The organism is Paraburkholderia sp. MM5477-R1, assembly GCF_050436385.1.
GTDB lineage: Bacteria > Pseudomonadota > Gammaproteobacteria > Burkholderiales > Burkholderiaceae > Paraburkholderia > Paraburkholderia tuberum.
The window spans coordinates 1,039,871-1,059,854 of record NZ_JBNDMC010000006.1; the positions used below are offsets into that span (position 1 = coordinate 1,039,871).

Annotated in this window: 20 protein-coding genes; 11 read left to right on the forward strand and 9 right to left on the reverse strand. The window is 64.6% G+C overall.

Annotated elements, in window-relative coordinates; all coding sequences use genetic code 11:
- The first annotated feature begins 80 nt into the window (after positions 1 to 80).
- Positions 81 to 1,289, forward strand: a complete 1,209-nt coding sequence (locus OKW35_RS23130; RefSeq protein WP_090807229.1) for an ABC transporter substrate-binding protein — start codon at positions 81 to 83, stop codon at positions 1,287 to 1,289.
- Between the two features lie 128 nt (positions 1,290 to 1,417).
- Here OKW35_RS23130 and OKW35_RS23135 read toward each other — a convergent pair whose 3' ends face one another.
- The gene (locus tag OKW35_RS23135; protein WP_018423554.1) at positions 1,418 to 1,669 is read right to left on the reverse strand and encodes a hypothetical protein; all 252 of its coding nucleotides are present in this window, start codon (positions 1,667 to 1,669) and stop codon (positions 1,418 to 1,420) included.
- A 195-nt stretch (positions 1,670 to 1,864) separates the two neighbouring features.
- Between OKW35_RS23135 and OKW35_RS23140 the strand changes: the two genes are divergently transcribed.
- Complete coding sequence (locus OKW35_RS23140) at positions 1,865 to 2,389, forward strand: DUF6496 domain-containing protein (RefSeq protein ID WP_090807227.1); 525 nt, start codon at positions 1,865 to 1,867, stop codon at positions 2,387 to 2,389.
- A 97-nt stretch (positions 2,390 to 2,486) separates the two neighbouring features.
- On the opposite strand, the gene OKW35_RS23145 is transcribed toward OKW35_RS23140, so the two are convergent.
- Positions 2,487 to 3,815, reverse strand: a complete 1,329-nt coding sequence (locus OKW35_RS23145) for an aspartate aminotransferase family protein (RefSeq protein WP_090807225.1) — start codon at positions 3,813 to 3,815, stop codon at positions 2,487 to 2,489.
- Positions 3,816 to 4,001: 186 nt separating this feature from the next.
- Between OKW35_RS23145 and OKW35_RS23150 the strand changes: the two genes are divergently transcribed.
- Positions 4,002 to 5,417 (forward strand): PLP-dependent aminotransferase family protein, encoded by a 1,416-nt coding sequence (locus OKW35_RS23150; RefSeq protein WP_429553228.1) that lies wholly within the window; start codon positions 4,002 to 4,004, stop codon positions 5,415 to 5,417.
- A 23-nt stretch (positions 5,418 to 5,440) separates the two neighbouring features.
- Here the strand turns inward: OKW35_RS23150 and OKW35_RS23155 are convergent, their stop codons facing one another.
- On the reverse strand, positions 5,441 to 6,064 hold the full coding sequence (locus OKW35_RS23155; protein WP_429553229.1) for a LysE family translocator: 624 nt from the start codon (positions 6,062 to 6,064) through the stop codon (positions 5,441 to 5,443).
- A gap of 258 nt (positions 6,065 to 6,322) precedes the next feature.
- Between OKW35_RS23155 and OKW35_RS23160 the strand changes: the two genes are divergently transcribed.
- Entirely contained in the window at positions 6,323 to 7,225 is a 903-nt protein-coding gene (locus tag OKW35_RS23160; RefSeq protein WP_429553230.1) for a glutamate/aspartate ABC transporter substrate-binding protein, read from the forward strand.
- A 125-nt stretch (positions 7,226 to 7,350) separates the two neighbouring features.
- A complete protein-coding gene (locus OKW35_RS23165) occupies positions 7,351 to 7,752 on the forward strand; it encodes a hypothetical protein (RefSeq protein WP_184063420.1) in 402 nt (133 codons plus the stop codon).
- A 69-nt stretch (positions 7,753 to 7,821) separates the two neighbouring features.
- On the opposite strand, the gene OKW35_RS23170 is transcribed toward OKW35_RS23165, so the two are convergent.
- From OKW35_RS23170 to OKW35_RS23180, 3 genes are all read right to left on the reverse strand, one after another.
- On the reverse strand, positions 7,822 to 9,621 hold the full coding sequence (locus tag OKW35_RS23170) for a chloride channel protein (protein WP_429553231.1): 1,800 nt from the start codon (positions 9,619 to 9,621) through the stop codon (positions 7,822 to 7,824).
- Positions 9,622 to 9,623: 2 nt separating this feature from the next.
- The gene (locus OKW35_RS23175) at positions 9,624 to 10,040 is read right to left on the reverse strand and encodes a MarR family winged helix-turn-helix transcriptional regulator (RefSeq protein WP_184007094.1); all 417 of its coding nucleotides are present in this window, start codon (positions 10,038 to 10,040) and stop codon (positions 9,624 to 9,626) included.
- Between the two features lie 117 nt (positions 10,041 to 10,157).
- Complete coding sequence (locus tag OKW35_RS23180; RefSeq protein ID WP_429553232.1) at positions 10,158 to 11,324, reverse strand: HPP family protein; 1,167 nt, start codon at positions 11,322 to 11,324, stop codon at positions 10,158 to 10,160.
- 301 nt (positions 11,325 to 11,625) lie between these two features.
- On the opposite strand from OKW35_RS23180, the gene OKW35_RS23185 reads away from it, so the two are divergent.
- The 3 genes from OKW35_RS23185 (at position 11,626) to OKW35_RS23195 (ending at position 13,179) form a co-directional block, all read left to right on the forward strand.
- Entirely contained in the window at positions 11,626 to 11,943 is a 318-nt protein-coding gene (locus tag OKW35_RS23185; protein WP_018423542.1) for a DUF1840 domain-containing protein, read from the forward strand.
- A 552-nt stretch (positions 11,944 to 12,495) separates the two neighbouring features.
- On the forward strand, positions 12,496 to 12,993 hold the full coding sequence (locus OKW35_RS23190; RefSeq protein WP_429353090.1) for a universal stress protein: 498 nt from the start codon (positions 12,496 to 12,498) through the stop codon (positions 12,991 to 12,993).
- A 48-nt stretch (positions 12,994 to 13,041) separates the two neighbouring features.
- Positions 13,042 to 13,179 carry a hypothetical protein gene (locus OKW35_RS23195; protein WP_167368721.1) on the forward strand — a complete coding sequence of 46 codons (138 nt, stop codon included), beginning with the start codon at positions 13,042 to 13,044 and terminating at the stop codon, positions 13,177 to 13,179.
- Between the two features lie 126 nt (positions 13,180 to 13,305).
- On the opposite strand, the gene OKW35_RS23200 is transcribed toward OKW35_RS23195, so the two are convergent.
- Positions 13,306 to 15,516 (reverse strand): TonB-dependent receptor, encoded by a 2,211-nt coding sequence (locus tag OKW35_RS23200; RefSeq protein WP_429553233.1) that lies wholly within the window; start codon positions 15,514 to 15,516, stop codon positions 13,306 to 13,308.
- Between the two features lie 314 nt (positions 15,517 to 15,830).
- Here OKW35_RS23200 and OKW35_RS23205 point away from each other — a divergent pair, with 314 nt between their 5' ends.
- Entirely contained in the window at positions 15,831 to 16,262 is a 432-nt protein-coding gene (locus OKW35_RS23205) for a response regulator (protein WP_429553234.1), read from the forward strand.
- 111 nt (positions 16,263 to 16,373) lie between these two features.
- Here the strand turns inward: OKW35_RS23205 and OKW35_RS23210 are convergent, their stop codons facing one another.
- Together OKW35_RS23210 and OKW35_RS23215 are read right to left on the reverse strand one after the other, a co-directional pair.
- A complete protein-coding gene (locus OKW35_RS23210; RefSeq protein ID WP_429553235.1) occupies positions 16,374 to 17,165 on the reverse strand; it encodes a DUF4410 domain-containing protein in 792 nt (263 codons plus the stop codon).
- A gap of 577 nt (positions 17,166 to 17,742) precedes the next feature.
- Complete coding sequence (locus OKW35_RS23215; protein ID WP_184046564.1) at positions 17,743 to 18,195, reverse strand: hypothetical protein; 453 nt, start codon at positions 18,193 to 18,195, stop codon at positions 17,743 to 17,745.
- Positions 18,196 to 18,585: 390 nt separating this feature from the next.
- Between OKW35_RS23215 and OKW35_RS23220 the strand changes: the two genes are divergently transcribed.
- Together OKW35_RS23220 and OKW35_RS23225 are read left to right on the forward strand one after the other, a co-directional pair.
- The gene (locus tag OKW35_RS23220) at positions 18,586 to 19,011 is read left to right on the forward strand and encodes a phasin family protein (RefSeq protein WP_184063446.1); all 426 of its coding nucleotides are present in this window, start codon (positions 18,586 to 18,588) and stop codon (positions 19,009 to 19,011) included.
- 519 nt (positions 19,012 to 19,530) lie between these two features.
- Positions 19,531 to 19,980, forward strand: a complete 450-nt coding sequence (locus OKW35_RS23225; protein WP_429553831.1) for a DUF2844 domain-containing protein — start codon at positions 19,531 to 19,533, stop codon at positions 19,978 to 19,980.
- Positions 19,981 to 19,984: the final 4 nt, after the last annotated feature.

Sequence of the window (19,984 nt, forward strand, 5' to 3'; positions counted from 1 at the left end):
GCGCAGGTCCACGCGCTTGCACGTCCTCAGGTTCGCATGTCTGACTAAAACCACCATTCCTTCTGATAACGGAGAAACGCATGACCACGCGCGCAGGATGGATCTCTCGCCTCATGGTGTCGACCGTGTGCTCTTTTGCCGCGCTCGGCGCGAGCGCACAGCAGACCATCAAGATCGGTGAGATCAATAGCTACAAGGCGCAGCCCGCCTTTCTCGGGCCTTACAAGCAAGGCTGGAATCTCGCACTCGAGCAGGTGAACGCGGCGGGTGGCGTGCTCGGCAAGCAGCTCGAGGTTATTTCGCGCGACGACAACGGCAACCCCGGCGACACGATCCGCGTCGCCCAGGAGCTGATCGCGCGCGAGCAGGTGCAGGTGCTGTTCGGCGGCTTCCTGTCGAACACTGGCCTCGCGCTCGCCGACTTCGCGAAGCAGAAGAAGATCTTCTTCCTCGCGGCCGAACCGCTGACCGACAAGATCGTCTGGGCCGATGGCAATAAATACACGTACCGTCTGCGCCCTTCGACCTACATGCAGGTCGCGATGCTGGTGCCCGAGGCCGCGAAGCTGAAGAAGAAGCGCTGGGCGATCGTGTATCCGAACTACGAGTACGGGCAATCGGCGGTGGCGACCTTCAAGAAGCTGCTGACGGCCGCGCAGCCGGACGTGCAGTTCGTCGTCGAACAGGCGACGCCGCTCGGCAACGTCGACGCGGGCGCCGTGACCCAGGCGATCGCCGACGCGAAGCCCGACGCGATCTTCAACGTGCTGTTCGGCGCCGACCTCGGCAAGTTCGTGCGCGAGGGCAATACGCGCGGGCTCTTCAAGGACCGCGCGGTGGTGTCGCTGCTGACCGGCGAGCCCGACTACCTCGATCCGCTCGGCGCCGAAGCGCCGACCGGCTGGATCGTGACCGGCTACCCGTGGTATTCGATCGATACGGCCGCGAACAAGCAGTTCGTCGACACGTATCAGGCGAAATATCACGACTATCCGCGGCTGGGCTCGGTGGTCGGCTATTCGGCGCTGATGTCGATCGCGGACGGCATCAAGAAGGCGGGTTCGACCGATCCGGACAAACTCGCCGCCGCGTTCAAGGGGCTCAACGTGCAGACGCCCTTCGGCCCGATCATGTACCGCGCGCAGGACAATCAGTCGACGATGGGCGCGTATGTCGGCGTGACCGGCGTGAAGGACGGCAAGGGTGTGATGACGTCGTACCGCTATGTGGATGGCGCGAGCGTGCAGCCATCGGACGCCGAGGTGAAGAAACTGCGCCCGGCGGATTGAGGACGTGGCGCGCGGCGGTCCGTCGTGACTGCCGCGCAATGGCCGCGCGAGTGTTGGTGAATGCACGTCCGCAGCGGCTTTTGCCACGAGCGGGCGGCTTTGAAAACGGCGGTTGCCGTCGGCGAAACCTACTCTTCCGCGTCGTGCTCCGTGACGAAGCGCTTTAGATAAGCGAGCACGGCCGCTTCCATCGCGCGATGATCGGCGGTGTTTTTCGAGCCCGCGTTTTCTTCATCGCCGAACAGTGTGGACGGCGCGTTGTGCACGTCCACTTCCTGCCCCTCGCGGAACACGCGAATTTCGTGGACGTCTTCGACGTACTCGGCGATCCAGTGCACGCCCTCGATATGTGTGCCAGCGCGAACCGTAACTATCTTCATGGCTGTCTCCATGCAAGGCGGCCGATTTGAGTTAGCGCTTCGGCGCTTACTCCCGTCCCATGTCCACCACCATACGCCGTCCCGCCGACGCACGCGAGTCCCGCCACGCAACCGCCGCCGGAGCATGGCGCGGATGGGCGCTCCGGCACGCTCGTTGCTGAATGATAGAGACTCACCCACAACCGGAGAACCGTCATGCCAGAGCAGAAAACCTTGAAGCGTGCCGCGGCCGATAAACGCGCCGGCAAATCAGCGAGTACTCAAGCGGGAGAGTTCGTCAAGGAACAGGTGGACAAGGTCCGCGCCGGCAAGCACGGCGTGCGCTCGCCGAAGCAGGCGATCGCGATCGGGCTGTCCGAGGCGCGGCGCGCGGGCGTCGACCTGAAGCCGCCGAAGAAGGGCGCCACGAGCGAGGCGACCCGCAAGAAAGCGCAGAAGGACAGCGCGGCGGGCAAGCACGAAGGCGCCGCGAAGAAGAGTGCGAGCAAGGAGTCGAGCGCGAAACGCTCGCGTGTGTCGGAGAGCGTGCTCAAGCGCGAGAGCAAGGCCGGGGCGTCGTCGGCGGCGATGTCGAAGCAGGCGAAGTCGGCGGCGGCCAAGCGGCCAGCCGCGAGCCGCTCGGCCGCAGCCAAAAAGGCCGCTGCGACGAAGGGCGCGGCTGGACGCTCCGCTGCCGCGAAAAAGGCCGCGCAAACGCGGGCGTCGCGCGCGCATCACTGAGCTTGCGGCTCGCAAAGCGGCAGCAATAAAAAAGAGCGGCGCACGCATGCGCGTGCCGCTCTTTCGTCGTCGCCTGGTGGCGCGCTTGCGGGCCTTCTTACTGCACCGTCGCCAGCACCTCGCCAACGGTGCGGAAGAGCCGCGCGATCTGCTCTTCGTCGATGATCAGCGGCGGGGAGAACGCGAGGATGTCGCCGGTGAAACGGATCAGCACGCCTGCCTCGAAGCATTTGACGAACGCCTCGTAGGCGCGCGCGCCCGGCGCTCCGTCGCGCGATTCGAGCTCGATGCCCGCGACGAGGCCGAGATTGCGCACGTCCTTCACGTGCTTCGCGTCGCGCAGCCCATGCGCGGCGGCTTCGAACGTCGGCGCGAGGCTGGCCGCGCGCTCGAACAACTGGTCGCGGCGGTACAGATCGAGCGTCGCGATCGCGGCCGCGGCAGCCGCCGGATGCGCCGAGTACGTGTAGCCGTGGAACAGCTCGATCGCGCCCGGCGCGCCGCTACCCACGACCGTGTCGTGGATCGTGCGGCTCGCCGCGACCGCGCCCATCGGAATTGACGCGTTGTTGATCGCCTTCGCCAGCGTGATCAGGTCCGGCGTGACGCCGAAGTGTTCGCTCGCGGTCGCCTTGCCGAGGCGGCCAAAGCCCGTGATTACTTCGTCGAAGATCAGCAGGATGCCGTGCTTCGTGCAGATCTCGCGCAGCTTCTGCAGATAGCCTTGCGGCGGAACCAGCACGCCGGTCGAGCCGGCCACCGGTTCGACGATCACCGCGGCGATCGTCGAAGCGTCGTGCAGCGCGACGATGCGCTCCAGCTCCTCGGCCAGATGCGCGCCCCATGCGGGCTGGCCTTTCGAGAACGCGTTGTGTTCGAGGTTGTGCGTGTGCGGCAGATGATCGACCGCCGGCAACAGCGCCCCCGAAAACGTCTTGCGATTCGGCGCGATACCGCCGACCGAAATCCCGCCGAAACCGACGCCGTGATAGCCGCGCTCGCGGCCGATCAGACGCGTGCGCTGGCCTTCGCCGCGCGCGCGATGGTAGGCGAGCGCGATTTTCAGCGCGGTGTCGACCGATTCGGAGCCCGAGTTCGTGAAGAAGATGCGATCGAGCCCTTCCGGCATCAGCTCGGCAACCTTCTTCGCCGCTTCGAACGCAAGCGGGTGGCCCATCTGGAAGGTCGGCGCGAAGTCGAGCGTCGACAGCTGCTGGGTGATCGCGGCGACGATTTCATCGCGGCCATGGCCGGCGTTCACGCACCACAGCCCGGCGCAACCGTCGAGAATCTCGCGCCCGTCGGTGCTTCGGTAGTACATGCCCTTCGCCGATTCCAGCAGGCGCGGCGCGGCCTTGAACTGGCGGTTGGCGGTGAAGGGCATCCAGAAGGACGACAGATCGTCGATGACGGGGCGCGAAGTCATGGCATCTCCTCGAAGTGGTGTCGGTTGGGGCTTTAAGCGTAGCCAAACTGTAGCCCTCGCGGTTTAATGGCGGCATAAACAGTTGACCAAGTGTGGTGTCAACCGTGCTGGTGGATTCGCGCGAACTGTTCCGGTAGGCGGGCGGTCCGCGGTTCGTCTTTTTGCCCCTCGTTTTTCGCCCGAAACATGATCGAACTGGACCTTCAACGCGACCGGCGCGCGGCGCCGACGCTCGTCGAACAGGTCGTGCAGAGCTTCGCGCGCGCGATCGACTCGCAATCGCTGCGCGCGGGCGCGCTGCTGCCGTCGGTGCGGCAGCTTGCCCAAAGCCACGCGCTGAGCACCTTCACCGTGACCGAGGCGTACAACCGGCTGGTGTCGATGGGGCTCGTGGTCGCGCGGCGCGGCTCCGGCTATCGGGTGGCGGCGCGCTCGCCGTCCACGCGGGCGGCCGTCGCCGACTGGACGCCGCCGAGCCTGACCGCGACGTGGCTGCTGTCCGACGTGTTTGCCGATCACTCGGTGCCGATCAAGGCGGGCTGCGGCTGGCTGCCGAGCGAATGGACCAACGAGAGCGGCCTGCAGCACTCGCTGCGCGCGCTGAGCCGGGTGCCGGCCGCGCGGCTCGGCGACTATGGCCATCCGTACGGCTTCGCGCCGCTGCGCGAGCGCATCGCCGAACAACTCGACCGGCGCGGGCTGCCTGTCGACGTCGCGAACGTGCTGCTCACCCAGGGCGCGACGCAGGGGCTCGATCTGATCGTGCGCACGCTGCTGCGCGCGGGCGATGCGGTGATCGTCGAAGATCCCGGCTACTGCAATCTGCTGCAGATCCTGAAGCTCGCCGGGCTGGTCGTGCATGGCGTGCCGCGCACGCCGCCCGGCGTCGATACTGACGCTCTCGCAACGCTGGTCGCGCGGCACAAGCCGAAGGCGATCTTCGTCAACACCACGCTCCAGAATCCGACCGGCGCGACCTTCGGCATGTCGGCCGCGTTCCGCTTGCTGCAGATCGCCGAGCGCGAGCGCATCTGGGTGATCGAGGACGACGTGAGCCGCGAACTCGCGCCGGCCGGCGCGCCGCTACTGGCGGCGATGGAAGGCTTGCAGCGCGTGTTGCACGTCGGCGGCTTTTCGAAGACGGTGACGCCGTCGCTGCGCTGCGGCTATGTGGTGGCCGAGCAGGCGGTGCTGCGCGAACTCGCGCGCACGAAGATGGCGGTGGGGCTGACGTCGTCGGAAACGATCGAGCGGATCGTCGACAAGGTGCTGGTGGAAGGGCGTTACGCGCGCCACGTCGAGATGGTCAACGAACGGCTCAAGCTCGCGCACGTGGCACTCGAAGAACGGCTGGACGCGCTCGGGCTCGAGGTGTTTCACCGGCCGCGAGCGGGACTCTTCATGCTGGCGCGTCTGCCGATCGAAGCGGAGCGCGCCGCCGAGGTCGCGACCGCCGCGCTCGCGCACGGCATCTGGCTCGCACCGGGCTCCTACTTCCGTCCCGACGACGCGCCGAGCGCGTGGTTCCGCTTCAACGCGCCGTATTCGAGCGACGACGCGTTGTGGCGCTTCATCGAGCGGGTCGGGCAGGGGGCGTGGTAGACGCGGCGGCGCGCGTCGAAAGCTCAGCCGCCGTGCCCGATCAGCTTCAGCGCGATCGGATACAGCGACGCGACCAGCAGCAGCGCCATCGCGATGTTGAAGACGCGCAGCCGCTTCGGGTTCGACAGCACCTCGCGCATCGCGGTGCCGAAACCGGCCCACACGCAGATGCACGGAAAGCCGATCACATAGAACACCGCAGCCATCGCGATGGCGTTCATGCCGAAGCTGTTGCTCAGGTGAATCGTCGTCGCGGCGGTCAGCACCATCATCCACGCCTTCGGATTGACCCACTGAAACGCGATCGCCTCGTGAAAGCGCATCGGGCGACGCTCGCCGTTCCTGAGCTTCAGTTCGCCCGACGTGCCGATTTTCCACGCCAGATACAGCAGATAAGCGACGCTGACGACTTCGAGCACCGTGTACAGCACGGGGAAATGCACGAACGCCTCGCCGAGGCCGATGCCGACCGACAACATCAACAGCACCACGCCGACGCTGATGCCGGACAGATGGGGCAGCGTGCGGCGAAAGCCGAAATTGACGCCCGACGCGAGCAGCATCGTGTTGTTCGGACCGGGCGTGATCGAGGTGACGAGCGCGAACAGGATGCCGGCGGGCAGCGCGCTGAGAGTGACGAAAGACATGGGGGCTCCGGTGTCGCCAACAGAAAACGGTGAGGCTCATTCTAGCGACAGGGGCCGGTACAGTACCTGTACGGTTTTGAAAATGATGTCCGGTACGGATCGATGATGACTTGATTGGCCGGAAAGCGTCGCCACGCGGCGTTTCAACACTCGGTAGTTAACATATGTTGCATTTATTTTTTTAATGGCAACATATGTAGACGGCTGGCGCAGCAGCCCGCCATCCATTAGGAACCTGCCGCACGATTGGAGATACCCATGAAAATGATGAATTGGTCCACTGTTGCCATGCTCGTGTCGGCAACGTTGGCGAGTCCGGGCGCGTTCGCGCAGGACGCGACGTCCACGCTCGCGAAGATCCAGCGAAGCGGCGTGATCGCGATTGGCCATCGCGAGACGTCGGTGCCGTTCTCGTACGTCGACGCGAACAACGAGGTGGTCGGCTTTTCGCAGGACCTGTGCAACAAGGTCATCGATGCGGTCAAGGCGAAAACGAAGCGTCCGGACCTCAAGGTGCGCTTCATCCCGGTCACCTCGCAGAATCGCATTCCGCTCGTGCAGAACGGCACGGTCGATCTCGAATGCGGCGTGACGACCAATCTCGTCGCGCGCCAAAGCCAGGTGGCGTTCGCCGACACGTTCTTCGTCGCGACGACGCGTCTTCTGACGCGCAAGGACTCGGGCATCAAGGACTTTCCGGATCTCGCGGGCAAGACGGTCGTGACGAATCAGGGCACGACGTCCGAGCGCATCCTGCGCAAGATGAACGAGGACAAGAAGATGAACATGCAGATCATCAGCGCGAAAGATTACGGCGAAGGGCGTCTCACGCTCGAAAGCGGCCGCGCCGTCGCGTACATGATGGATGACGTGTTGCTTGCCGGCACGCGCACGCTGACCGCGAAGCCGTCGGACTGGATCATCACCGGTACGCCGCAATCGTCCGAAGCGTATGGCTTCATGTTGCGACGCGACGATCCGGAGTTCAGAAAGCTCGTCGACGACACGCTCGAACAGGTGATGAAAGGACCGGAAATCCACACGATGTACGACCGATGGTTCATCAAGCCGGTGCCGCCGAAGAACATCAGCTTCGACTTTCCGATGAGCGATTCGCTGAAACAGCTTTACGCGACGCCGAACGACAAGGCGCTCGAATAACGGCTTTGGCCGCTATTGCGCGTAGGAATGGTTTCTAGTGGCAGTCTTTTGCTCTTTCCTCTATACCTGGCTATAGGCGGCGCGTTTCGGTTGAACGTCGCCTATAGCGGGAACGGAGGGGCAAAGTGAAGAGGCCGATGGAATCTTCGCGGCGCGGACGGATTTTCCCCAGTGGAATTCTTCGTGCCGCGCTGGCGTTGGCAAGCGGCGTATTCATGGTGTCCGCAAACGCCGACGCACAAACGCGCGCGATTACGATCGTATCGGGCACCTATGGCGAGAATTGCGGCGCGCCGCGCGGCAACCTGACTCGTGAGCTCGAGCGTCATTGCAACGGACGGGAAACTTGCGATTACGCGCTGCCCGGCCTGCACAAAGGCGGCACGACGATGGCATGCCCACGCGACTTCCACGCCGAATGGCATTGCGACCACGCGGACTTCCACACTGCGGCGCTGGGTCCCGGCGCGAAATCGGGCGACACGCTCGTGCTGGGTTGCGTCGAGTCGCGTGGCGCGGGCAAATAGCTCCATGCGCGAACAAAAAGGCCGAGGCCCTAACGGGGGCTCGGCCTTTGATTTTTTGCTGCGGTCTTTTTAGCGGGCTTTACGAACCGGCGCGAAGCGCCGCTTGCTGAACGACGGCCCGATACGACGGAAACGTTCCCGTTTGTGCTCTTCTTCGAAGTGCGCGAGCGACGGCTTGACCAGATCGCTGCGCGACACGATGCCTACCAGACGCATGCTGTTGCGATCGGCGACCACCGGCAGGCGTTCGAGCCCGAGCACGGCGAGCCGCGTCGCCACCAGCCGGCAGGTTTCGGATGACAAGGCAAACTCGGTGTTGTGTTGCGCGAACACGTCGGCGAGCGTCATCGCGCGCTTGCGTTCCGTGTCCTCGGCGCAGAAGCGTTCGAGCAACATGCGGTCGGCCACGCCGATCACCGCGCCGTCGCGCAACACCGGATACGCGCGGCGCAGCTGGTTCGCGCCGAACAGCGTCTGCAGCGTTGCGCCGACCGTCGTGGCGGCATCGACCGATTCGACCGAGGCGGTCATCACTTCGTCGACATAGTGGCGCTCGAGCGGATCGACGCCGTACTCGCGATAGATGTGATAGCCGCGTCGCGCGATTTTCTCGGTCATGATCGAGCGCCGCATCACGACCGTGGAGAAGCCGTGCGCGATCAGCGTTGCCGTCAGCAGCGGCAACAGCGCGTTGGCGTCGTGCGTGAGGCCGAACGCGAACACGATGGCCGTCAGCGGCGCGCCGAGCGTGGCACCAAGCGTCGCGGCCATGCAGACGAGCGGCCACAGCGCCGGTTCGCTGCCCGGGAGCCAATGCGCGAGCACCGTGCCGAGTCCGGCACCGAGCATCAGGAGCGGTGCGAGCACACCGCCCGACGTGCCCGAGCCGAGCGCGATGACCCACATCACCGCCTTCACGGCGAGCAGCAAAAGGGCGACCTGCACTGCAATGTGCTGATGCAGCAGATCGCCGATCACGTCGTAACCGACGCCGAGCGCGCGCGGTTCGAGCCAGCCGCCGATGCCGACGACGATGCCGCCGAGCGCTGGCCACCACATCCAGTGGATCGGCAGCTTGCCGAACAGGTCTTCCACCTTGTAGAGCGAGGCGGACAGGCCGGACGCCAGCGCGCCCGACAACCCGCCCGCGACCGCGCACGACAGCAGCGACCAGCCATCGGGCGCGGCAGTCTGTAGCGGAAACAGCGGACCTGTACCGAAGAAAATCACGCGGGCGAAGCCAGCGACCGCGCACGCCACCGCGACTGGCAGGAAGCTGCGCGGCCGCCATTCGAACAGCAGCAGTTCGACCGCGAGCAGCACGGCCGCGAGCGGCGTGCCGAACACCGCGGTCATGCCGGCCGCCGCGCCCGCCACGAGCAGCGTCTTGCGTTCCGCCGCCGTGACCTTCACGCACTGCGCGATCAGCGAGCCGAGCGCGCCGCCGGTCATGATGATCGGGCCTTCCGCGCCGAACGGCCCGCCGCTGCCGATCACGATGCCTGACGACAACGGCTTGAGCACCGCCACTTTCGGCGACATCTTGCTCTTGCCGAACAGGATCGCCTCGATCGCCTCGGGAATGCCGTGGCCGCGAATCTTTTCGGAGCCGAAGCGCGCCATCAGCCCGACGATCAAACCACCGATCACCGGCACGCCGATCACCCAAATGCCAAGCGTATTGGCGGCGGGCGAGCGGTCGACGAACGACAGCGTGCCGAAGAAAAACAGATTGGTGAACAGGCGAATCAGGTTCAGCAGAACAAAGGCGGCAATCGTGCTGACGAAGCCGATGCCCGCGGCGAGCGCGAAGATACCGGGCAGCCGTGCATTCGCCGCGAAGTCGCGTTTGTGGGAGTCCATGCGCATAGTTAGTCGAGGTCGATCCGTGGAACCTGGAAGGAGCCTTCGAGCGATCTCAATTCGGCGCGATGCAGTTCCGCAAGCCGTTCGAGTACCCGTTCTCCCGCTCTTTCGATGTGTACTTCAACCTGGCGGCGATCGGTCTCGCTGACCTGGCGGCGCACGAGATTCAGTGCCTCGCAGCGCGATACCAGCGCGACGACGCCGTGATGTTGCGCCTGCAGACGCTCCGCGAGTTCGCCGACGGTCGCCCAGTCGCGCTCCGGATAGCCCTTGATGTGCAGCAACAACAGGTATTGCAACGGCGTGATGCCCTCGCTTTGCGCGGCCTGCTCCGAGAAGCGCTCGAAGCGCCGCATCTGATAGCGAAACTGCGACAACTGCTCGAAATCGCTCTTAACGAGCTTGCGAGTCCGTACTTTCATGGCAAATCCGCCGATGCGAAGAAAACCGAAAATATATCACGTTATGAGGTATGTAAGCGAATTGCGGCGGTCGCAACGGCATCGCGCGGCAGGTCTCTTCGGTCTTTTAGTTGAAAATCAGGCCGCCTCGCGGGCTCGGGTGGCGGTTTGCCGATACAGGCCGGAGATCAGGTCCACCTGCGTGATCATGCCGACCACGCGGCCCGCGCGGTCGAGCACCGGGATATGGTGATGGCCGAAGTTCGCGAACATCGGCACCAGTTCCGTGATCGGATCGGTGACGGCGACGGTGCAGACGTCGGTGGTCATCACGCTGCCGACGTTCGACGTGCGAAGCGCATCGCCGCGCAGCCAGCCGTCGAAGTAGTTCAGGATCGGACCGAGCGCGCCGAAGCTCCTTCTGTCGACGAAATCGGCGCGCGTAACGATGCCTAGCAGTTTCTGCGCCGCGTCGACGACCGGCAGCGCCTTTACGTTGTGGCGCTTGAACAACTGCCATGCGGCGGCGGCGCGCGTGCCCGGCGATACCGACACGACGTGGCGCGACATCACGTCTTCGCAGCGCAGTTCGTTGAAGCTGCGCGAGAACGCCTGAAGCTGCGTTTCGCGCAGCAGCGAATAGAGATCGTCGGTGTCGATGTCGAGCAGTTCGTCACGGCGTCCGAGCACGGCTTTGACGTCTTCGCGCGTGAAGCCGACGCGCGCGGCTTCGTCGGCGGCCTGGCTCGGCGTCGCGCGGTCCTGGCGTCCCGCATGCGGATAACGGTGGCCGGTTGCCGCGTGATAGACGAGCGCCGCGAACAGCAGCGCGGCCGACTGGATCGCGATCGGTTCGAGCACGAAGCGGTAGCCGAGCGCATGAATGACCGGGCCGCCCAGCACCGCGGTCAACGCGACCGCGCCCGACGGCGGGTGCACGCAGCGCAGCGCGAACATGCCGGAGATCGACAGCGCCACCGCGAGGGCGGCCGCCAGCGTCGGATCGCCGATCAGCATCGCGCAGGTTACGCCGACCGTCGCGGACACGAGGTTGCCGCCGATGATCGACCACGGCTGCGCCAGCGGGCTCGCGGGCACCGCGAACAGCAACACGGCGGAAGCGCCCATCGGCGCGACAAGCAGCGGAATATTTGCGACAGGGCCGAGCAGCAGATACATCAGACCGCCGGTGAACGCGATGCCGAGAAGCGCGCCGAGGCACGAACGCGCACGCTCGTGCCATTTCACGGTGACCGGTGCAGGGAGAAAGCTGGCAAGCCAGCCGAGAGCAGGAGAGCGGGACAAGATAGGAGCAGAAAGTAGTCGATGATGCCGGGCCCGACATTACCGGGGAAACCCTGGCAACGCGAATACAGTCTGGTCATGATTATATGTCAATATGATATAAAAGTTCTCCGCCCCCCGCGCGGCGCGCGGAATCTGTCGCATCTCGCAGACAGTCGAGACCACAGCCGACGTGCTTCAGCATGGCCCTTAAATCAACCCTCGGCGCGTTCTTTTTTGTCACATCGTGATATAAAATGAGAGCAGGCGGATTGGGAGGACTCGTTGGCCCGTTGCCTGATAGACCGATAAAGGAGCCATCATGATGATCACATTTCAATCGACGGCGTCGCCGGATGTCGTCATGCTCAGGGATCTCGCACAATATCTGCTTGGTCTGATCGGCAAGCGGCTCGGCGCGCGGGGTGTTATCAGCCACGACGAGCTGCCCCGCGCGATCGATCGGCTCGAAACCGCCATCACCGAAGACGCGGCCGCGGAAACGACCCTCGAAGCATTGCACTGCTCAACCAGTAATCAACGCGAGTCGCGCAACCGGCTGTCGCAGCGCGCGTGGCCGTTTCTGGACATGATGCGTGCGGCGCGCGACTCGGACGCGGACATCATCTGGGGGCTGTAGTTCGTCGAGGGAGTCGCGATGAAACAACATGCGTCGCGTCGACGTTTCGCAATCGTCCTTATTTTGGTTTGCGCCGTTCCGCTTGCCTATGCGTTCTCACCCGCGCAGCAGACCGGCCGATACCCGCAGCCGGTGTGCGGCTCTTGCACCGCATCGTGCGGTACGGGGGTGCGAAGCAGTGTGATCGGCGTGTATGGCGGGACCGTTGTCGACCAGTTGTCCAGCGGAGCAGTGGTGCTCGTGAGATGGCCGAACGGTTCGCCGCACGAGGCATGGACCGCTCGGTCGCATGGCTATGGTTTGCCCGTCGATCCCGCGGCAAACGCTGCTCATGTTTTCTTTCTGTGGCCTGAGTCGTAGCGCGGTGTTCCTGATCGCCGCGCCGAGCAACCGCTATTTCAGGGCAGGGATTCGGTGGCCGCCGAAACTCGCGAATAGTGCCTGTTTGACGGCGTTTCTGTCGGTATTTGCGTGCATCGGTGTCGCGCGGTATATGTCACGAACTGACATATAATTAATTGATCACGTGCCGCACGGCGCAAGGAGATTCTCATGTCGAGCTTCAAGCGCATTCTTCTCTGCTACGACGGAACTCGCGAAGGACAACACGCGTTGAAGGACGGTGCCGCTCTCGCGCAAGACCTGAACGCAGAAGTGCACCTGCTTTCCGTGCTCAACAATACGGCGTGGATGCAGGGCGCGGACATCACGTCCGCGGTGCCGGTCGATTTCATCAACGAATCCGCCAAAACGCTGCTCGACGAGGGCTTACGGAAGCTCGCCGCACGCGGAATTCGCGCGACCGGTCATCTCGCGATCGGCGAACCACTCGATGAGATTCCGTTTTTCGCTAACGATCTGAAGGCCGATCTGGTCGTCGTCGGTCATCGTCGCAGTCACGGACTCGCGCGATGGTGGGGTGGCCGGCACGACGGGCTGCTGCTCGATCGCGTGACGTGCAGCGTGCTGGTGACGATGGGCGCGGCAACCGATGCGCCGGCCGCAGCCGCAGGCACGGGCGAGACCGCGCGGTCCGCCGAACATTCATGAGCGTTGTGTTGTGTGTTGAGTTGCGTTGCGTTGGCACGGAGGCACACCATGAAAGACGTCGACGAACAGTTCAATCATCCTCAGCCCGTCAGGCACAGCGATAACGAAAAGAGCAAGCTGCCGCAGCGCGCCGCCGATGCGCAGCGGCCGAAGAAAAAACCCGAAGGCGAGCCGCCGGTCGAGTGACGAGGGGCGGCGCCACGCCGTTCAGTTCGCGCGGAAACATTAAAACGCTGCCAGCCCGAAAGCCTGGCAGCGTTTTAGTCATGTATGCAAACCGCTAGCACAGGCGACCGACGTCACGTCAGACAATCAGAAGTCGGTGCTGACCGACAACAGGAACGTACGCGGTGCGCCCTGGGTCAGGTACGTCGTCGCGCCGTAGGCCGACACGGCTGACCAGTACGCCTTGTTCGTCACGTTCTGCACGGTGGCGCGCAACGTCGTCCTCTTGCCGTAGATGGACGTCTCGTAACGCGCCCCCAGGTCGAAGCGGTTCCACGACGGGATCGACAGCGTGTTGGCCGCGTTCGCTTCCTGCGCGCCGGTATGGATCCAGCGCGCGTTGACCGCGAGCCCCGGCACCATCGGAATGTCGTAATCGGCGCCCAGGTTGAACAGGAAAGTCGGCACGCCCACCGGACGGTTGCCGTCGTAGGTTCCGCCTTGTGTATTCTCGAGCGTCGCGTCCATCAGCGAAGCGCCGGCCAGCAGACGCAGGCCCTTGAGCGGCTCGCCGTGCACTTCGGCTTCGAGACCGCGATGGCGCTCGTTGCCGTTCAGGCCATAGATATGCGTGGCCGGGTCGGTGAACGCCGACGGCTGTTCGATCTGGAAAGCGGCAAACGACGCACCGAGCCTTTCGGTGTCGTACTTGACACCCACTTCCCACTGCTTCGTGCGGACCGGCGCCAGTTGTTGACCGTAGTTCAGCGTGCCCGCCGGCGCGATGCTGCCCGCTGCGAGCGCTTCGCTGCGGTTCGCGAAGATCGACACGTTCTGCGTCGGGCGCAGAACGAGGCCGAACAGCGGCGTCGTGATGCCGTCGCTGTAGTTGCCGCTGCCGATGCCCGTGTTGTCGTAGTTGGCCGTCGCGATCTGCTGGCGACGCGCACCGACCGTGAACAGCACCCGGTCATGCAGGAAGCCGAGCGTGTCGGACGCGGACACGCTGCGGATCACCGTGGTGGCCGTCATGCCCGGATCGGCCAGGTTGCCGCCTGACATCGTCGTGGCCGGGTAAGGCGTCTGCACCGTGTTGTAGAGCGAGACCGGGCCCATGAAGGCGTAGGTCCACGCGGAGTTGGTGTTCTCGCTCGTGATGGCGCCGCCCGCCGCAACCCTATGCGACACCGGGCCAGTGTCGAAGCGGCCGCGCACGCCGACTTCGGCGGAGCTCGAATTCTGGTTGTACGGCACGCCGAGACGGGCACCGGTGACGCCGGTCGACGAATAGGTCGGCGAGTAGTACTCACCTTGCTCGACCGTGCGGCGCACACCACCGGTCGCATAGGCGGTCCAGCCAGGCAGGAAGTCGTATTCGGCCTTCAGGATGCCGACGGTGTCTTCGAGGTTCGTGTACGACCAGTTCTGCGCGTAGTTGTAAGTTGCCGGCGGCACGGCGGGAATCGCGTCGGTGAAGTAGACGACCGGGCGGCCGTCGCTGACGTGCTCGCGCTGATACAGGAAGTCGCCGGACAGACGCAGCTTGTCGCCGCGCCAGTCGAGCGCGACGGCCGTAGTGTTGTCGCGGCGGTGTTCGCCGTCGATGCTCGTCTCGCCGTCACGATTCGCCTGGTTCACGCGGATCCCGAACTGGCCTTCGCTGCCGAAGCGTCGGCCGACGTCCACCTGCGCGCCGAACTCGCCGGAGCCGCTGGTTGCGAGTGTCACATTGGTGGTCGGCGTGTCCTCCGCTCTCTTCAGCTGCACGTTCACGCCGCCGCCGATCGCCGAGCCCGTCGGCGAAGCACCGTTCAGGAACGCGTTGGCGCCCTTGAACACGTCGACCCGCTCGACCGCCGCGGTCGAGACCAGTTGGCGCGGCGTAACGCCGTACAGACCGTTGATCGAGATGTCGTCGGCATTGAGCTGGAAGCCGCGAATCACGAACACTTCCGAGAAGTTGCCGTAGCCGTACGCGGTTCGCACCGACGGGTCGTTTTCGACCACGTCGGCGAGCGTGCGCGCCTGCTGATCCTTGATCAGCTTGGCCGTGTAGGTCGTCATGCTGAACGGCATGTCGATGTTGCGCTGCTTGCCGAGCACGCCGTAGTCGGCGCCGCGCGCGACCTGGCCGCCCGCGTATGTCGGCGACAGGTCGCCGGGCAACTCTTCGACGGCGGCCGCCTGAACCTTGATGGCGGGCAGCGTGCCGTCGGCGGCGGGGGCGGAGTCGGTGGATTGAGCGAACGCGCTGGCCGGGACACTGAAAGCGACGGCGATGGCGGCAAGGATGGTGGCGCGATGCAGAGTGGCTTGAGCAGGCGTGGCCTGCGGGCGATTCCAGCGTGAAACGGACATGAATTGGAAAGTAGGCGTGGTCGTCGATCTTCCGTCCCGGGGCGCTAGTTGGAATCCGGGCGGCATTTTTCCTGGTTGCACGCGCGGATGATGCCGTTTATGTAAGCAGTCCGAGCGCAGAACGAAAGGTTCGGCGGAATTATAGTGCAAATAGGAATCATTCCTATTATAGAGACGCAACGATTTACAGAACTGATGGCAAAAGTGGATGTTTTCGATGACGTCGAGCGGCCGCGACGCGCGGGTTTGACGCCGCCGCAGCCGCGGTACAGCGCTTGCTACCCACCGAAAGGTTTACTCGCAGGCCGCCATACATGCCACGAAATCCGACTACCTGCCAGAGGTGGAGCGCCCGAGAGGTCCAGCTATTGCACGGCGTGCCGCGCGTGCTCGTCATCGACGACAACGAGAACGCCGCCGAAGCGCTTGCCACCTGGCTTTCCTGCGAGGGCGTCGAGGCGCGCGCCGCGACCGGCTGCACCGCGGCGCTGCACTGCGTGCGCAACTGGGTGCCCGACGTCGTCGTGCTCGACATCATGATGCCGGAGCGCGACGGCTACGAAACGGCGAGCGCGCTGCGCCGCTATCTGCCGACGCACAGCCTCGGCATCGTCGCGTTTACGTCGCTGGACGAGGACCACGTGAGGCAAACCGGCCGCGAGCGCCACAACTTCGACGGTTATTGCCAGAAGGGCACGGCGCCGGCCGCGCTGCTCGCACTGCTGCGAGGGTTGTGGCGCGGCTAGCGACGGGGCGCGCGTCGATAAAAAAACGCGGCGGCGTGGACATCGCTCCACACCGCCGCACTTTTCAGCCGCGCTCTTTAGTCGGACCCGCAACCCGCCGCGCTCAACCGCTCAGCTCTTTCGCGCGGTCTGCATCCAGCCGGCTTGCACGCCGAACTGCGCGATCTGTTTCGCGACTGCATCGGCGAGGCGCTTTGCATCGTCCGACACGCCCGCGCGCTTCGTTTCGGTCACGCCGTGCAGGCCCGCGCCGGCCGCTGCCGCGGTCGCGACGGTGCCGGCCGCCGCGCCGACCCCGGCGGTTTCGACCATGCCGGGCATCTTGCCGCTGTCCGCGTTGGCCGTGAAGCTCTGCACGACACGCGGCGTGCCGCCTGCGGGCTGGTAGACGATCCGCACCGCGCTGCTCACCTCGCTCTTGCCCGCGCCCAAGCCGATCAGCGTGCGGCGGCGGCGATTGCCGGCGTCGATCGTCTCGAAGCTGCCTTGCACGAGCAGCACGTTCTGGCCGGCGGGCACCGGCGCGTCGGTGCGCACCGCGTGCAGTCCCATCGCCTGCAGCTGATGGACGATCTCGTCGGCGACCTGCTCGCGCACCTGGGCGGCATCGGCAACCTGCTTCTGCGCGTCCGACGAGCCCGACATCTGCGTCTTCAGTTTTTGCAGCATGCCGCCGTTGTCGAGCTTGACCTGCTGCGGATCGGCATCGAACGTGTAGACGTAGATCGTGTCCGGATGCATCGTCGATTGCGTGCCTGCGTCGGCCGTCGCGGACGTGCCCGTCGCGCTCAGATTCGTGACGCTGGCGCCGGCGCAGCCGCTCAGCAGCGCGCCGCCGCACACGAGTGCCATGCAGGTGAAACGGGCGGCGTTCTTTTTGATGAAGTTCACTGAAGTCAACATGATGATCCTGTGGTCGGCACGCGGTGCCAGTCTGTTCGAGTCCATCGCCGATGATCGGGCAACCGTGGGATCGTCGATCATCGGCGAAGGGATTCGCACGTGAAGCCTTTCGATCTCATGCGTCTGTGATTCGTCACGCACCGGCAGCGAACGAAGTATGGGTGAGCGGCTCGCCGAACTCCATTCAACAATTATTTCGAGCGATGTCACGGCGAGACGAAGAAGAGCGCGCGGACGTCGAGCCGCCGATCAGCTCAAAGCGAGCTTGACGATGCAGCACAGGACGAAAACTAGCAGGGCGGCGGCAATGGCCATGTCCATTGGATAGCGCATTCCTTCACCCTGCCCTGACGTTGCGGAGCTCCTATCGTAATCACCTGACGGAAGATGAAAAGCATCAGTGAAGCGCCAATGTGGGACAGGCAACGTAGTCCCGGAAAGCCGCGCGGCGCGGGGCTGCGGGAGCGCACGGACGAGATGCGGCGATGCAGCGGTCGCTCGATCGCGCTCGCATGCTCCGGCGCAAAGAAAAAGCGCCGCGTGGCGCGGCGCTTTATTCGCAATTCGCGATGAAAATTTATTGCGGTTGTGCCGCTGGCTGACCCGGCGGCGTGCCATGCGGCGCCTTGTTCGCCGCCACGAGATCTTCGGCGAGACTCGTGCGTAGCGTCGCGATCGCCTGCTCGGGATTGGCGGGCTTCAGCTGCTCGCGCGCGAGCGAGTCGTACACGTAGTGACGCAGCATCGGATCCTGGGTCTTGTTCAGCACGTCGTGGTAGACGGCGACGATCTCGCCTTCATGACCGTTTAGCGCATACAGACGGCGCAGTTGTTCGAGATCATTGATCACCGCGAAAGCTGGGCTCGGATGACCCATCATCGGACCATGCCCCGGCGGCCCGTCGCCGCGCGGGCCGCCGTCGTGCATAGCGGCGGGCGGGGGCGGCGGCATGCCGTCGTCGGCGAGCGCGGCCGTCGCGATGATGCCAAGAACCGCGGCCACGGCCGCGCCGAAGAATGCGTTTCTCATGATGTCGCTCCCATCTAAAACAGCGCCGGCGCCACGATGGACCGGCTCCTCGCAACGATAGTCGACCCGCTGATTCGTCGGGTTACGAAAGCCATTCAGTAACTTTCCGAGCCTTTCGCGGCGCGCGGCCTAGCGGAGCGCGGCGTAGCGGCGCGCGGCTCTGCGGCGCAGACCCCGAAGCGACGCACGTTGCCGTGAACCGGTTTTCGCCAGGGTGAGTCCGCTGGCGCAACCCAGCCGGATAGCGCATGATTGCTCCGATGTGCCGTGCGACCCCAAAAGCACCTTGCTGTGGCGGCACGCGCGGCACACGCAGCCGCCGGCATCGGCGTCGCGCCTGGTGCGGGCGACGCAGAGGCGATGAGTCTTCAACCGCAAGGAGGATTTCGCATGGACCGACCCGATGCAGCCAATCCGTTTGGCGATCTAACCAAAATGCTGGAGCAGTTCAAGCTCCCCGGCTTCGACGTGCCCGCCATCATGGAAGCGCGCCGAAAGGACATGGAAGCGCTGGTTCAGGCGAATCAGACAGCATTCCAGGGGATGCAGTCGCTCGCGCAGAAACAGGCCGACATGCTGCGCACCACGCTGGGCGAGCTACAGGCGCTGACTGCGCAGCTCACGGCGGCCGGCACCGCGCCGTCGAGCAAAACCGCGGAGCTGATCCAGCAGAGCCTGCACAAATCGCTCGCCGACATGCAACAGCTCGCACAAGCCGCGTATCAGACCCAGGCGGAGTCGTATGGGGTGATCGCGAAACGCGTCGAGGAGAACGTGCAGGAGTTGAAGTCGCTTCTTCAGCAACAGAAGAAGTAGCGCACGCCGCGAGTTCCGGACGATCTATGACGCGGAGGGCCGCCAGGCCCTCCGCTTTTTTTGCCCGTCGGGATTTGCGTTGCAAGCCTCATGTAGCCAGAGGAATGCGGACTCCGCCCGCTCGTTATTCGGCAGACGCTTACATCGATGAGCAAGCGCTGTTCACGTTCGCAACTTTTACGCGTGGCGGCCGATTTCCGCAGTCGGTCAGTTCTAAATGTCAGACGGAAACCGAATAAGCGTCAAAGCATTGTCGCCAAAAGGCTTTTGCCCACGCTGATCAAACCCGGTCGATCGATTCAACAACTCCGAACAGTTTCAATCGCGCCGCAAACGCTTGCCGCGCGCCATTCCCCCTGACTAAAGTTTCGCCTCGCCTTTCCGTAGACGCATTCACGCAGCCCAACCGGCGTGAAGGCAACCGGCTTTGCCGGTCAGGTGTGCGCCCCTAGTCTCGCGTTTGTGATCGGCTACATGCAGGTCGCGGCGTTTCACCTCGAAGGAAATCTCTTGAAACCGATGCTTCTCACCCGCATTGCCTGCGCAATGCTCGGGGCAAGCTGCGCGTTGCCGTTCGGCGCGCACGCGACGCTCGGCCAGAACGCCAGCACCGTCGACGGCGATCGGACGCGCCTGCATGCGGTTGCTCGCGCGGCCAGCGCACAGGGCGCGTATTCGGTGCATGCGCTGACGCTGCCGTCCGGCACCCAGGTGCGCGAATACGTGGCGGCCAACGGCATCGTGTTCGGCGTCGCGTGGGATGGCCCGACGCTGCCCGATCTGAAGGCGACGCTCGGCGCGTCCTTCGATGCCTACGTGGCCGCCAGCGCGGGGCGGCGCGGCGCGCCGCTCGCGGTCTCGAACGGTGACCTCGTGGTGTTCTCGAGCGGCCATCTGCGCGCGTTCACCGGCTACGCCTATCTGCCGCAGGCGGTGCCCGCGGGCGTCGACGTCAGCGTTATTCAATAACGGA